Here is a 15,280-nt window from a genome sequence, read left to right as displayed (position 1 = left end):
CGGCAGGCGGTCTCAGCCGTTCGGTTACCATCATCGTTCCGGTGCGACCGGTAACGCACGCTCTTCCGGTCAGCGCCGGTGACGCGGTGCGACCGCCGCTCACTCACCCGCAATGCACTCAGAGATGAGCGACCGCCTCTCGCCCTCAGCGGGCCTCACCAATTCTGACGTAAAGATTCTTCAGGCCAGCATTGTCGGGCATCGCATCAACCAGCAACCGTTCGAGCCTGGCGTTCTCGTTCTCGAGCGCGCGTAGTCGCTTCGCTTCGGACTCCTCAAGCCTGTCATACTTGACTTTCCGGTTGTAAATAGTCGCTTCCGACACGCCATGCCGTCGGGCCAGTTCGGCGGCCTTGGAGCCCGCCTCGACCTCCTTCAGCACCGCAATAATCCGCCCTTCTGTGAATCTCGTTCGCTTCATCGTCCGTCCTTCCATCGGACCAGATTCCAATCGCACTTGAACGAAATCAGGGAGACATGTGAGCCAGGTCAAATTCTGTCAGCCCTTCATCGCAACGCTTAAGGCAAATTCGATACGAGAAATCAACGACTGACCCTGACCACGGTGATAATATTGCGCGGCCTCGTCGGCGGCTTGCTCACCTACCGCAGGCAAAGCATCAAACTCCAGCTTTCGTGAATTAAATCCATGTCGCAATCCTCTTAATATTCAGCCGATACTTAAGCTGTTAAAATGCAAGTCGATGCTTAAGAAAACAATTTTAGAGTTCTCTCCAGAACTATTTTTTACCGGCCTACTGATAAGCAAGATCTTATCCCCGCCTTTGCTTACTCCGTAGCAAGACAGATTGATATCGACCGAAGTACTACGCTCCAGATTTACCCAGTCGCTAACAACTATCCCCTCTACAAGGTCGTCACCTTCAATCGCTCTCATTATTTGTTCGACACCAAGCTCATACCGAGCCAAGCCAATTGCGACCTCCGCGCCGTCATTACTGTCGTCGTCATTGCGAACATGAGCTGTGATACTACTGACCCGTCTATAGGGGCCCGATATCTCTCCAACCGTGATTTCCCCGTCAAGCGGATGCACGAGCGCGCCATTCGCATCGCTCTGCCAGCCAACGGGTTCCCACGAATGTGCCCGTCCCCGCGGGTTGATCCGAAAGATTTGTCGCAGTTTACCCCCATTGTAGGAAATGGGACGACCATCGGACTCCGCCGGGATCTGAACCGGGTCAATACTGAGCAAACGAGCCTTCCAACCGGCCGCAAGACCCATTTGATCGAGCAGACCCGCCGAGATTCTCTTCGTTGTCTCAAGCCGACGGCGCGCGAACGGATCCAACGTTCCGGCCAGCGTCGGCATGATGGCGATTCTTTCTCCCCGTAGTGCGCAGGTCCGCGCAAAAACCTCGAACCACAACGAACCCGCTAGCGCATCGAAGGGAACGCGACTCAGCACATCGGAGCGCATAGCGCACAAAGCCGGCGCAACGCGGCTCGACAGTAGCGCCGTGGACGGCGCCTCTCCGGCGTAAGACCGAAGATAGTCGCTTCTACCGCTATGCGGGTCCACCAGTTCAATATGCCCACTCACGATCGCTAGAGACGAGTCTTCTCGGAACATTCTTATCGCCGACGAGATAAATGAGCGATTAGCCTCGAATCCAAAAGGAAAAAGAAAAATCAATGACTTACCGAGTTTTTTCAGGCGCCGGCCAAACATCTCCGGGCACTCTCGGTTCCCCGACGAGAATACGACTTCCCAGCCTTTCTCACGCACGATTTCCGCCTCAGGGCTTTCGGGAGAGAAACTGCCGCCGGGTAACTGAAAGAAAATATCGTATTTTACATCAGTTCCTTTTAGCTCGTCCTCGATCTGGCAGGCGAGATCGAAATGCCTAAAAAATTCTCCAGAAGATTCTATGCCATAGCACACAACAGCAATATCGCTCGCGCACTCGCCTGAAGAGGCGGGCGACTTGACTCGCAAGCTCGCGTCACCAAGCCAGTAGGGCTGATCGGGAGCGACCTCGACGACCGAACGGGGGCGCCACGACAAGGCCTCGTGCAGGGCCTCCGTAAGGGATTCCACCGAACCGTCGAACAACAGGCAGTTTTCGCCGTTGCGCCAGCGAAATCCATTTCCAAAAGCCGGGCATGCGCCGTTCAAGATCACCTTCCGGCCCGCGATCGCGGCTTCGAACGCGAACAAACAAAGACTCTCATAATCAGACGGTACAACCACGATCGATTTATCAATATAGTATTGCCGCTCTTCTTTGGATGCTCTTTCGATAAACAAAATTCTATCGGAAAATCCTTCGGGCACCAGGGATTTAAGAGCGCTCACAAAAGAGCTGTCCCATCCCGCGCATACCAATCGGAAAACACCCTTATAGGCGACAAAATTTTCAAGAAATAAAATCGCTGCCCGAATAAAAATATCCGGCCGCTTCACGGGTTGAAGCCTCGACGAAAAAATGAAATCAATCGAGTCTTCTTCATCATGAGCAAGCACAATTCTATCGGCTCGCTCATATGCACTGGGCGTGACATTAACGAAAATCGGCGGGAATTCGAGAATCGAACGCCCTTCCCACCTCTCCTCAAGGCCGTAATGCTTCGCCGTGTACTTCATGATCTCGGGATCATGCCCGACGATAAGGTCCGCATTGGCGAATAGGTGCCGCTCGGCATCAAACATGATACCGGCCCAGTGGCCGGGATCGTAGGCGAACCTTTCCACACCATAAAGTACGCCCTGCGTGGAATGGACCCGGGCCGAAATAAGGCTGTTGGAGAAGGCCAACCCCGCCCGCTTCGCCTCGATACTGGCAACCGCCCACCCGCCGAAATCAGGAAATTCGATGATGTCGAACGGTCCGCCTCGCGCCTGTTCGGCCGCGAGGAGGCCAAGGTAGTAGCGATAGGAGTCCGCGAAGAGCCACTCGCCCGTCCAGGGATAGGCCTCCGCCTTTGCAAGCAGCTGGGCAATTGGCACAGGGCTCGACGACAAATTAGGACATACGTGAATTGTCGCGATGTTCTCGAACGCCGATTGAAGGAGATTCCATCCATCAGCATTCGCTTCGATCAGCGACCGGGGAATCAAGAAATGCAAATCCGCCGGAAATCCGATATCCTCATTGTGCTTCGCGAAGTTATAGAGCATCCGCCCAATGCCACCGGGCCCGAGCGGATATAGTTCGTTGGTGACGAAGCAGACGGAAACTTTAGATTTAGACATTAGTCTTTAGAGCTCCAGAAAATCTGCATAGTTCCGCGTTGCAATCGCATGTCGCCGACTCAGATGATCGGCTATCATCTGCTCCATACCTGCCGGATCGCTGCGCAAAACGTCGACCACCCTTTCGATGTCACGCGCGAGAAGCGCCGGATTGTCGAGGAAGTGGGTCGTACAAAGATCAATCAGCGGATCCTTCGCGAATTCGACGACCTCTAGCGGCCCTGTCAACGCAGGAGTGCCCACCGCGAAACTCTCCAACTGAGTCATTGGCTGACACTCGGCCAGGGTAGCGATGAGGGTCAACGAACTGCGCGCCATTTCATCGAGCAGGTCATGCCCACGGAGATACCCAACCAGACGCAATTTCCGAATATCGTGAATATCCTCAAGGCCATTCGGAAAATTGGCCGTTTTCACGACATCTACGTTCTTGGCCAGCGACGCAGCCAGGATATTGGTGAACAGGTTCTTGCGCCAACCCACGTCGAGTGGAGCATACACCTCCACGCGGGAACTCCTTCGTCCCTGGGCCATGGGCACGTTCGGTGCATAATTAATAACGGTTCCGTTCCAAAATCCATCGATCACTTGATGAAAATTTGGTTTTACCGACGCAACTCCGCACAGAACCCCAAATCTTAGCCGATTGAGGATCTTCGATATCACCGTCATCTCGAAGCGATTATCGAATTGCGCCGTGGTGACATGGCTTACCATGTAAAATTTGACGTTCGGCGAAAGGGCGGATCGAAGGTAGAGGAGGAGAAGGTCTACGTTATCGGAATAGCCGTGGATGCAGATCCTATCGATTCCCATTCGAGATATGGTTTCCGCAATCTCCCGCTTATCATCCTCATCAATGGACTCTCCCGCCGGAACGAGCAGCTTGTTTCCAGGGCAATAAGCTACCGCCTGACGGATCCCGTGCCATTCGTGATGCGCAACATGCAGGACCTTCTCAAAGCCCGATGCACGCTGGCTGCTACGTAACATCATCGGACTATTGAATACCGGTCTGACGCGGCTGGACGCCCGCTCGCTACCGATCACGTAACCAGGCTGCTCGGGTTGCGCGGAATATTCTCCGCTGGGACGCGCCCGCCCTTCGTGCCGGCCGTGTAAGATATAGTGCGTGAAGCCTGACTTCTGCGCGCCCTTTTTCACCTCCGCAGCGACGTCGGGGTTCGCACGTAAATAGGCGCCTTCGTCGAAATCGGCTGGGGTTGGCAGCGCGATCTTGAGTTTGCGCAGAGCTGGCAGGGCGAGACTCCACGTTGCATTAGGGGGCAATGGACTCAATTTGCGGTGCTTAAAGAGCTGCTTTAGACGCCGATCCGCCAGAGCCGCGTTGATTGCGCCAATAGCCCATGCAAGGTCCCCATCCCCCCGCGATAGCATTTGAAGCGATGGCGGAGCATTTACGGCCCGCCCCTCCCCGGGCTCGATTCCGTCTCCAGCAGACCGCCCGGGATCAGCCAACGACAAGCGCAGGGATATTGCGGATTGATTGATGTTACGACGCAGAAAGATATTTCGGGTGATCGATGTATATTCTCTGTGTGTCGAAACCTGATCGACGACGGTGTTCTTATACTCCGACGGCGTCAGCTCGGAGCGGTCCCTGTGATGATAAAATGATAGAAACTCCGGAACTACGCCGATATTGGCTCTCAGCAAGAACTCCATGTTGAATAACCAGTCGCCAAGAACCGGCAATGTCTCATCAAAGCCGCCAACCATATTATAAATATCACGGCGGAAGAGGAATGAAATCGGCGGGAACAGATTCCTATCAATCATGGAATCAAGATCAACGCCGGTGATCTTACCTTGGTATGGCTTCTCCGCAAGCTGGATTACTTTGTCGTCTCGAATGAGTTCGGACACGTAATTGGAATAAGTCACGACGCCGCCGAAAAGACGCGCGCCTGGTCCCTCCATAAACGAAGTCGTCTTTAAAAGAAATTCCGGGTCCCAACTGTCGTCATCGTCGTGAATTACAAGATATTCCGAATCCATCGAACGCGCGCCAGCGTTCGACGCCGCCTCCATCCCCACAGATATTGGGTGAGAAACGAGCTTAATCTTGTCTTCAGCGACACCACTCTCTCTCAGGATCGACTCGACTTCCTCCCTATCCCCGCCATCATTAACAACCACCCAGCAATAATCTTGAAATACCTGATTTTTAACACTTTCGGCAGCTCTACGAAGCAATATTGCTCGATTCTTGGTGCGAGTGATTATGCACACTTTGGGAGCATTTTCCGCCCCCTTCTCTCGTCCTTCGATTGAATTTGCATAAATCTCAGACACGGCGCGATTCTCCGCTTATTTCCGTAGTATAATTAGATCCGTACCCTTGATCCGATAGTCGAAGAGAGATCGCGGTTCCAGAGTCCTTTTCCAGCAATAACACCCTCGTTCGTTCTGGGGCGGCGGTTTGTCGAAAGGGTTTTCTGCCTTTCCGCGCGCCGCCGCGGCAAAGACCTGGTAAATACCATAAGGACATGTATTGACGTTCCACCGAGCAATCCGCGATCAAATAGAGGGTGTGTCAGATGCTGGAGTCGGGTCGGAAGGCCAGCGCGTCTCCAATCGAGTGATGGCGTGGTTATGCAAAACATACTCCTCCACTCCTTATCTTCGTAGATACTTCACCAATCGTTGCCTGATTGACTCCCGCCGACCCGCTCGCCGTTTGGAAGAGGTATCCAGAATTTCGCCCATGTAGAAGTTCGGCCGAGGTAGCTCGTCACTTATCGCCACGAGATTACGTAAATCTAGCCGCCCCAGCGCCTCGTCTGAAAAGGCGGGCGTATAATAGATACAATCATTAAAATAATAGTGGGTAACCTGGGACCAGCGCGTTTGGCTCGGATCGTCCTGATGAGTCCCCCCGTGAAGCAGGTTCGCGCACCAGATCAACGCCTGCCCTTTGCGCGCGAGGAACGTCTCCGCAGGCGCCGCATCGACCGCACACAGTGCGCGCCACGCCGCACCATAAGGATCTTGCGCCGAATTGAGCGTGCTGCCGAAGCCACGCCTCCCGATCAGCGCATTGGTCATGATCGGCCAGCGGTGGGAGCCGGGGTGGTAGAATAGCGGCCCGGCATTAGGCCCAACGTCTTCCATCGCCAACCAGACACCGCACATGAAGCGTTCTGGCAGACTGGAAAAATGAACCGAATCCGAGTGAATCTCCTGCTGCGTGCCCACCGGAAAGTTCAAGGTTTGGAACGGGAATGCGCGACGGCCGTAAAGCTTGCTGAGGAGATCGAGCACCGTCTCATTCGCCGCTATTGCGCGAACATCCTCATCGAATTTCCACGCGTCTTGGATCCGGTGCTCCCCAGATGTTTTATCGCTCCGCGGATCGTTGAAATCGATTCCGTAACGAGGCTGTAGATTGTCCTGGATCCTGGCGATTCGGGCGTCGAGTTCCGCATCCGGAAATTCGAATACGGCAAATCCCTTTTCATGTAGGCTAATGCCAATCCGCTCTTCCTCTGCAGTCAATCCCTGCGACGCCTTAAGCATTGGAAATAGAGGGGATTCTACCAGCGGCAAGCCGGGTAACGGATTGATCACGGTTTGCTGGCCTTCCTATCGAGGGTGCTTGGAGAAAAACGCGTTTTCAAGATCGACGTCCCATCGGCATGCTACGTGTCGAGATAATCGAAAATCATTCGAATCGCGCGCCCAATACCGTTGGATCCACGGCTCACGTCTTTCACGATGCTGGCGAGATCGTGCCTTACCGTACCCCGATCATCAAGTTCACGGTAAACTTGCCAGAAAGCGTCGGTCCCGATCGCACGAGGCATGTTCCACACGCCGTGATAGCCAAAGGTCACCCGCGCGTCACCAACGCGCTCGGCCGCAAAAATATCGGCGACGGCTCGTGGTGCAAAGCGCATGCCCTGCCTCTCCAGCCACAAGCGATTCTTCCGTCCGATGGCGAGATCTTCGGGATGCGAACGGCAGAACTCTGCCTTCCTGCAAGCCTCCATAAGTCGGCGGCTGCGGAGGGAAAAGCCACCGTTGCCGACATCATGCCCATCATCGAACTGCGGCCAACTCGCTCCGATATAATCGTAATCAAGAAAGTCCGGACGCCATCGCCGCGCATCAATCACATGCCCATCCCATTGCGCAACAAGGCAATGGGTCGTTTCGATATGGCCAACCATTTGCGAAAGAACGAAATTCGAATAGGCTTCAGATGACGTCAGCGGCTGAATCGGCACAACCGTAATACCGGGATGTCCGGGGTTTACGGATAGATGGGTAAACAGCTTGCAAGCCGCAAAATCGATTTGAGCCAAACTCACCTCGAGCGCGCGTATCGTCGCCGCCACGTTCACGGATGCCGCCGCGCACAACGTCACCTGCGATAAAGCCAACCGCTCTCCGGCAGGCATAGAGCGCGAGGATGTCACCTCTTGTCCTTACAGGGCAACAACGAAGCGCTCGCTCATCCGGCTAAGCTCCGGGTGGTGAAACGGGTCCACCAACTCGTCTGTACGCCATAGCCGCCTGAGCGCCGCCATTTCCCCGGCAAATCGCGCCGCCCCAACCGGATCCCGGTCAAACCCGCGGGACACCGATTCGTGATGGATCAGCGTCGCTCGCGGTTCATAGAGCGATTGCCAACCCTGCCGGTTTAGCCGCATGCACAAATCCACGTCGTTAAAGGCGACCGCAAAATTGAACTCGTCCAACCCGCCAACCTTGAGAAAGCGCTCGCGCATCACAACGAGGCACGCCGCCGTCACCGCTGAAGTGAACTGCGGCAATGCGTGGCGTTTGAAATAACCCTCCTCGTCCGGACGGAGTAGCCGATGCGCATGCCCTGCCGCATTGCCTACGCCAATGACGACCCCCGCGTGCTGGATACGTCCATCCGGATAGAGCAGCCGCGCGCCGACGGCGCCTACATCCTCGCGGACGGCCTGCACAGCCATCGTAGCCAGCCAATTCGGCTCAATCATCTCGATGTCGTTGTTCAACAGGCATAACAGGCGCCCCCGAGCCTCCGCCACGGCACGATTGTTGATTGCCGAATAGTTGAATGCTCCATCGTGGCGTAGGACCCTGTAACGAGCCGGGTCAAGGCTCGAGAGAAGGGCCAGCGTATGTGGATCGTCACTATCATTGTCGACGACGACGACCTCAATATCCGGATAGTTGGTGCCTTCAATGCCTGCCAGGCATGTTTGCAGCAAATCCACACGATTACGCGTGGGTACGATAACGGTGACGGGCGGCAATTCCCGTACCGGAACATCGAGCGCCGCCGGAAGTACCGGACTCGGGCGCGTTCGGCGATGGTGCAACACCCTGCGGACGTGGAGCGGAGTCCCCTGCTCTGCCACGCGCGCGACGATCTGTCGCCGCCAGTCGTCCGCCTCGGCGACGGATTCCAGAAGCTCTGGCGCGACTCGAAGAACGCAAGCGCTCGAAATATAGTCAAAGTAGCGGAATAATTCACTGTTCCAATCAGGCTTGAAGTGCGGCGAGATGCGCCGGCCCGCCTTGTTCAACAAGTCGTCGTCCGCATATGCGATCCGCACCCCGCTCCCAGCCTTTGCGATGGCCGCGCAATAGGCCGCCGCCGTTCCGGGCGCGCACCTATCGCCGACTGCGATCAGCATCAGCCACGGGTCTCGGCCCCAATCTATTTGCCGGGCGACATCAGCCAATGTCGGTACATCCAACGCGCCTAGCTGTAACGCCGAGATGCCCTCGGCATCTAGGCTCCGGAGAGTCTCGCCGAGCCCATCCTGTCCTGCTCGAATATCGATCAACGCAATGATGGGCGGACGCGGTTCGTCCTCAAGGCCCCGCTCAACGGCCCTTTCCCGCAAGCGCCAGAGGTCATAAGCCCTTCGTGAATGGCTGAGTAGCGGGGCAAACTGGCCACGAGCGCGCACCCGCTTTCGTCGAATGTACCACCACAAGGCTGTCAGGTAGGCACGCGGCGCCATGCAAAAGGCATCGAAATGAACCGATAGCCTCAACCAGAATCCAGCGGCCTTTGTTGCCTTACTATCTGTCCGCTCCGGTCGCATGTTCAACCGCAATAACGAAACAAGGGAAAGGGGCAAGGAGGAGCGATCTGAAACGGGACGCTCCGAGTACCGAGCACGCTTCCGGCACTAATTGCGTTTAGAACCGCCGACCACCTCCCTATTCCGGGTACTCGCACCTGCCTTGGGTTGGCCCTTTCCATCTGAACTCGACAAATTGGGCGGCCAGCTTCGTCTGTTTCCATAAAGGCAGCCACCACGCCATTGTTATCGACTGGCGGGCGGGGCTATTATGCGTGGCCGTGTTTGAGGTTCAAAGAGGCAGGAGAAATCGGGAGCAGAGCCCTCGAACCCGTTTCGAACTTGTTCTTCTGAGCTTCACGAAGCCGTTCGTGCAACTTTTCCATTGACTGTTGCGCTTCCGGCATCGCAGCGGATCTAGGCCTCGGCGCCAAAATCCCAGACTTCCTGAGCTTTAACAAATATCTATCAGCAATGGTGCCCAGGGGCGGGATCGAACCACCGACACTGCGATTTTCAGTCGCATGCTCTACCAACTGAGCTACCTGGGCATACCAGCGAACCGCCGGAGCCGCGCTCTCTAGTCGGCGTCTCGACCGCTGTCCAGCCCATTTGGATCGACCGGCTGCCCGGGCAAACGATATCCTTCGCCGAGCCATTGCAACAGGTCGCGATCCTTGCAGCCGCGGCTGCAGAACGGCGCATGTTCGCGCACCGTGGGACGTCGGCAGATCGGGCAGGTCACGGTCTTCATCCGTCCAATATAGGGGTTCGCCCCGTCCGGCGCACCAGTTCGGCGAGCCAGTCGGGGCGGGCGTCGATTCGCGCCGCCACCGCGGGGGGCAGGCGATAGCGATTGGGCGCGCCGGGCGGGGTGCGCTCGATCTCGCGCAGCGCGGCGCGCGCCGCCGCGCCGACCGGATCGGCGCGCAGCAACTCGGGCAGCGACGCGCGCGGGCGCGGGCGAACGATCTGCAGGAAGCCGAAGCCGTTCATCGCGGTGCGCTCGAACGGTTGCGGCAGCGTCGCATCGATCACCGCCGCGACGCGCTGGCGCGCCTCCTTGCCCTGGATCGTCGGGAAATCGACCCCGATCGACCCGCCGATATCGTGCCGCACGATCGCCGCCGTCACCGCCGCCGCGGCGCGATCGGCCAGCGCATCGAGCGCGCCGCCGCCATCGACGTCGAACAGCGTCATGGCGGGGGTCGGGGTGAGGCGCAGCATACCGCCGGGGAAGGCGATATCGCCGCTCACCGCCTCGTCGAGCAATTCGGACCAGCCCGCCGCCTCCAGCGCATCCGCCTCATGCGCGCGCAGCACCCGCACCGGGCCGTCCAGCGTCTCGCGCAGGCTGGGCGCGGGGCGCGGTGCCTCATCGGTGGCGGCGACGCGCGGCGGCTTGACGCGCCCCGGCTCGGGCAACGCCTCGCGCACCACCACCACGTTGAGCCGCGCGCCGAGCGTCAGCCCCGGCGGGGTGCGCGCGATCGTCGCGACCGTGCCGTCGGAGAGCCGGACCACGCCGGGTTCGGTCAGTTGCGCGCTATGGACCGCGCCGAGCCGCGCACCGGCGTCGTCGCGTACGATCCGCGCGGCGATGATCCGGGCGTCGGCGATCAGCGCGGCGCGCGTCTCGCCGATGCCGTCCTCATAGAGCCATTCAGCCAAGGATCACGCCGGCCGCGCGCAGCAGCGCGCCGGTCTCGTAGAGCGGCAGCCCGACCACCCCCGAATGCGATCCGGCGAGCCGGCGCACCCAGGTCTCGGCGCGGCCCTGGATGGCATAGCCGCCCGCCTTGCCCTCGCCCTCGCCGCTCGCGACATAATCATCGATCTCGGCCGGGGAGAGCGGCTTGAAGGTGACGATCGTGTCGGAGAGGCGCTCGCGCAGCCGCCCTTCGGCGTCGATCACCGCCACCGCCGACAGGCAATGATGCCGCCGCCCGGCGAGCAGCCCGAGCATCATCCGCAGATCGGCCTCGTCTTCGGGCTTGCCGAGGATCCGCCGCCCGACCGCGATCGTCGTATCGGCGGCGAGAATCACCTCGCCCGGCGCGCGTTCCACCGCAGCGGCCTTGGCGGCGGCGACGCGGCGCACATAATCGCGCGGGCGCTCGTTCCTGAGCGGGGTTTCGTCGATATCGGGCGCGACGATCCGCGCCGGGGCCACGCCGATGCGCGCCAGCAGATCGCGCCGCCGCGGCGACGCCGATGCAAGGACGAGAGCCGGGCCGGCAGCCACGGACACGCGATCCGGATGTTATTGCGGGCCGGGGCCGCCCCGGCCGGGCATGAAGCGGTAGGTGATCCGCCCCTTGGTCAGGTCGTACGGAGTCAGCTCGACCAGCACCTCGTCGCCGACCAGCACGCGGATGCGGTTCTTGCGCATCTTGCCGGCGGTGTGGCCGAGGATTTCGTGATCGTTCTCAAGCCGGACGCGGAACATCGCGTTGGGCAGCAGCTCGACCACCTGGCCGCGCATCTCGAGGAGTTCTTCTTTCGCCAAACAATTGTCTTTCTGGATTTGAGGGCGCGCGCGCCCTTAGCCGAACAGCGCGACTTTGGGAAGTATCCCTGCCTTGTGGGAATGCGCGAGCGCCGCGGCGAAATGGTGATTGCACGGCGGATGTTCAACAAAAAAAGGCCGGCCCGACTGCCCGGACCGGCCTTTAACCGTTCAACCGATCAAGATCAGCCGGCGACGTGCCCCGCCAGCGCCGCGAGCAGCAGCAGCGCGACGATATTGGTGATCTTGATCATCGGATTGACCGCCGGCCCGGCGGTGTCCTTGTACGGATCGCCCACGGTGTCGCCGGTCACGGCGGCCTTGTGCGCCTCCGAACCCTTGCCGCCGTAATGGCCGTCCTCGATATATTTCTTGGCGTTGTCCCACGCGCCGCCGCCGCTGGTCATCGACAGCGCGACAAACAGCCCGGAGACGATCACCCCGAGCAGCATCGCCCCCAGCGCGGCAAAGCCCGCCGCCTGGTTCTCGACCCCCGAGACGATGAAATAGACGAGGATCGGCGAGAGCACCGGCAACAGCGAGGGGATGATCATCTCGCGGATCGCCGCGCGGGTGACGAGATCGACGGTGCGGCCGTAATTGGGCCGGCTCGTCCCCTCCATGATCCCCGGGTTGTTGCGGAACTGCTCGCGCACTTCCTCCACCACGCTCCCCGCCGCGCGGCCCACCGCGGTCATCCCGAACGCGCCGAACAGATAGGGGAGCAGCGCTCCCAGCAGCAGCCCGACGATCACATAGGGATTGGAGAGGCTGAAATCGACCTGCGTGTCCGGGAAATAGGTCTGCAGATCGGTGGTATAGGCGCCGAACAGCACGAGCGCGGCAAGCCCCGCCGAGCCGATCGCATAGCCTTTGGTCACCGCCTTGGTGGTGTTGCCCACCGCGTCGAGCGCGTCGGTCTTGTGGCGCACGTCGTCGGGCAGCCCGGCCATTTCGGCGATGCCGCCGGCATTGTCGGTGACCGGCCCGTAAGCGTCGAGCGCCACCACCATCCCCGCCAGCGCGAGCATCGAGGTCGCGCCGAAGGCGATGCCGATGATCCCGGCGAGCTTGTACGCCGCGATCACCGCGATCACGATCACCAGGGTAGGCAGCGCGGTCGCCTCGAGGCTCACCGCCAGGCCCTGGATCACATTGGTGCCGTGCCCCGTCTCCGAGGCGCGCGCGATCGATTTCACCGGGCGATAATTGGTCCCGGTATAATATTCGGTGATCCACACGATCAGCACGGTAACCACCAGCCCGATCATCATGCACCAGAAGAGGTCCATGCCGGTGAACGCCACCCCGGTCACCGCCGGTGCCGCCGCGGCCGCATCGGTGAGATCGCCGCCGAGCGCGTCGCTCGCCTGATCGAGGAACCCCGGCGCGCCGATCGGCACGTTGAGATCGCCCAGGGTCATCTTGGTCGCGAGATAGATCGCCGGGACCGAGAGCAACGCCGAGGTGCCGAAGCCCTTGTAGAGCGCGCCCATGATCGAGCCGCTCCCGCCGAGCCGCACCATATAGGTGCCGATCACCGAGGTGATGATGCACACCCCGCCGACGATCAGCGGCAGCGACATCAATTTCATCAGCTCGCCCGCATCGGCGCGGATGAGCAGGGCGATCGACACCATCGTCACGCCCAGCGTCACGACATAGGTTTCGAACAGATCGGCAGCCATGCCCGCGCAATCGCCGACATTGTCGCCGACATTGTCGGCGATCACCGCCGGGTTGCGGGGATCGTCCTCGGGGATGCCCGCCTCGACCTTGCCGACGAGATCGGCGCCGACGTCGGCCGCCTTGGTGAAGATGCCGCCGCCGAGACGCGCGAAGATCGAGATCAGCGACGCGCCGAACGCCAACGCGGTAAGCGCCTCGACGATCACCCGGTCATTGGGCGCATGCCCGCCCGGCCCGGTGAGATACCAGAAGAAGCCCGAGATCGCGAGCAGCCCCAGCCCGGCGACCAGCATCCCGGTCACCGCGCCCGAACGGAACGCCATCGTCAGCCCGCCCTGCAACGATCCGCGCGCCGCCTCCGCGGTGCGGACGTTGGCGCGCACCGAGATGCTCATACCGACGAACCCGGCGACGCCGGAAAGGATCGCCCCGATCACGAAGCCGATCGTCGAGGTGAGCCCGAGCGTCACCGCGAGGATGATCGCGACGATCACCCCGACGATCGCGATCGTGGTATATTGCCGAGAGAGATAAGCCTTCGCGCCCTCCTGAATGGCGGCCGCGATATCCTGCATCTTTTCATTGCCCGCCGAGGCGCGGAGCACCTGTTGGCTTGTGACGATGCCATAGACCACGGCCAATAGGCCGCAGAGGATGGCGATAGTGACCGTCGTCATCGCATTCCTTCCCCTAGTCTGTTCTCCCCGCGCCCAAGAGCTTTTGCCCCTTGTGGCGGACACGGACGGGTGAAGGCGTATAGAGCGCCCGGCGTGGGCGCAAGCCGGGGCGGCGTTTGGGGAAGCCGTTGCTTGCCTTGCGATGTGTCCCCGCGAAGATGAAGCGCATCGACGGAGCGACATTCCGCCCGTCATTCCAGCCTTGAGCCGGGGTAACGGCGCGGGTGCGGTTTTCTCCGGCCGCCTACGCGCGGTGCTCGAACCCGAGCCGCAACGGCAGCGGCACCGCGTTCCCGTGCTCGGTCAGCGATAATCCTTTGCCGGCCAGGAATTTTCCCACGCGCGTCGCCGGCACCGGGATCGGCGCGTCGGGCGCGGCGGCGAACAGCAATTCGTAATCGTCCCCCGCGGTCGTCGCCGCCAGCGCGTCACCGCCGAACGCGCGATAATCGGCCGAGAGCGGCACCAGCGCGAGATCGATCGCCACCGCGCAGCCGCTCGCTGCCGCCATCCGCCACGCGTCGATCAGCAGCCCGTCGGACACGTCCATCATCGCATGAACCTGCGGCGCGAGCAGCCGCCCCTCGGCGACGCGCGGGATCGGCCGGCGATAGGCCGCGAGCAACGTCGCCGGCCCCGCCGCGCCGCGCGCGATCGCCAGCCCGGCGCCGGCATCGCCGATCGTCCCGGTCACCCACAGATCGTCGCCGGGCACCGCCCCGCTGCGCGCCGGCGCCATCGCATCGGCGCCGATCGCGGTGAGCGTCAACACGCGCGGCGCCCCCGCCGGCAGCGACACCGTATCCCCGCCGAGCAATGCGCAATCGAACGCCGCCAGCGCCGCCGCCAACCCGGCGAGGAACGCCCGATCCCATTCCTCCGCGCCGAGCGGATAATTGAGCAGCACACCCTCGGGCCGCGCGCCCTTCGCCGCAAGATCGGAAAGGTTGGTCGCCACCAGCTTCCACGCCACGTCGTCGGGCGGGTCTCCGGCAAGGAAATGCACCCCTTCGACCAGGGTGTCGGTGGTGAGGATATGCTCGCCGAGCCGCGCGACGTCATCGGCCAGCCCGAGCGCGCCGGGGTGGAGCGGCAGGCGGCGCAATGCGGCGATGAACTCGGCTTCGATCATCGC

General features: G+C 60.4%; 11 protein-coding genes, 1 tRNA gene and 1 pseudogene. All 13 read right to left on the bottom strand.

The window, feature by feature from the left end:
- Positions 1-29: 29 nt before the first annotated feature.
- Positions 30-421: pseudogene (locus NED98_RS13395) on the bottom strand (transposase); the annotation flags it as partial.
- A 249-nt stretch (positions 422-670) separates the two neighbouring features.
- Positions 671-3,217 carry a glycosyltransferase gene (locus tag NED98_RS13390; protein WP_265313351.1) on the bottom strand — a complete coding sequence of 849 codons (2,547 nt, stop codon included), beginning with the start codon at positions 3,215-3,217 and terminating at the stop codon, positions 671-673.
- 6 nt (positions 3,218-3,223) lie between these two features.
- Complete coding sequence (locus tag NED98_RS13385; protein ID WP_265313350.1) at positions 3,224-5,533, bottom strand: glycosyltransferase; 2,310 nt, start codon at positions 5,531-5,533, stop codon at positions 3,224-3,226.
- 324 nt (positions 5,534-5,857) lie between these two features.
- The gene (locus NED98_RS13380) at positions 5,858-6,808 is read right to left on the bottom strand and encodes a phytanoyl-CoA dioxygenase family protein (RefSeq protein ID WP_265313349.1); all 951 of its coding nucleotides are present in this window, start codon (positions 6,806-6,808) and stop codon (positions 5,858-5,860) included.
- 71 nt (positions 6,809-6,879) lie between these two features.
- Positions 6,880-7,659 carry a DUF5672 family protein gene (locus NED98_RS13375; protein WP_349293264.1) on the bottom strand — a complete coding sequence of 260 codons (780 nt, stop codon included), beginning with the start codon at positions 7,657-7,659 and terminating at the stop codon, positions 6,880-6,882.
- Positions 7,660-7,668: 9 nt separating this feature from the next.
- Positions 7,669-9,207, bottom strand: a complete 1,539-nt coding sequence (locus tag NED98_RS13370) for a glycosyltransferase family 2 protein (protein WP_265313348.1) — start codon at positions 9,205-9,207, stop codon at positions 7,669-7,671.
- A 538-nt stretch (positions 9,208-9,745) separates the two neighbouring features.
- Positions 9,746-9,821 (bottom strand) — tRNA-Phe (locus NED98_RS13365).
- 29 nt (positions 9,822-9,850) lie between these two features.
- Complete coding sequence (locus NED98_RS13360) at positions 9,851-10,024, bottom strand: DNA gyrase inhibitor YacG (RefSeq protein WP_179512879.1); 174 nt, start codon at positions 10,022-10,024, stop codon at positions 9,851-9,853.
- Entirely contained in the window at positions 10,021-10,941 is a 921-nt protein-coding gene (locus tag NED98_RS13355; protein WP_265313347.1) for a ribonuclease, read from the bottom strand. Before NED98_RS13355 ends, NED98_RS13360 begins: the two co-directional genes overlap by 4 nt.
- Positions 10,934-11,515, bottom strand: coding sequence for a Maf family protein (locus NED98_RS13350; RefSeq protein WP_265271649.1), 582 nt, complete (start codon positions 11,513-11,515; stop codon positions 10,934-10,936). The genes NED98_RS13355 and NED98_RS13350 overlap by 8 nt, the downstream gene beginning before the upstream one ends.
- An 18-nt stretch (positions 11,516-11,533) precedes the next feature.
- Entirely contained in the window at positions 11,534-11,779 is a 246-nt protein-coding gene (gene infA / locus NED98_RS13345) for a translation initiation factor IF-1 (RefSeq protein WP_026325702.1), read from the bottom strand.
- Between the two features lie 185 nt (positions 11,780-11,964).
- Entirely contained in the window at positions 11,965-14,145 is a 2,181-nt protein-coding gene (locus NED98_RS13340) for a sodium-translocating pyrophosphatase (protein WP_265313346.1), read from the bottom strand.
- Between the two features lie 244 nt (positions 14,146-14,389).
- Positions 14,390-15,277 (bottom strand): thiamine-phosphate kinase, encoded by an 888-nt coding sequence (thiL, locus tag NED98_RS13335; RefSeq protein WP_265313479.1) that lies wholly within the window; start codon positions 15,275-15,277, stop codon positions 14,390-14,392.
- Between the last annotated feature and the right edge of the window lie 3 nt (positions 15,278-15,280).

This window comes from Sphingomonas lycopersici, assembly GCF_026130605.1.
GTDB classification, from domain to species: domain Bacteria; phylum Pseudomonadota; class Alphaproteobacteria; order Sphingomonadales; family Sphingomonadaceae; genus Sphingomonas; species Sphingomonas lycopersici.
This window is presented reverse-complemented; position numbering and strand designations above follow the sequence as displayed.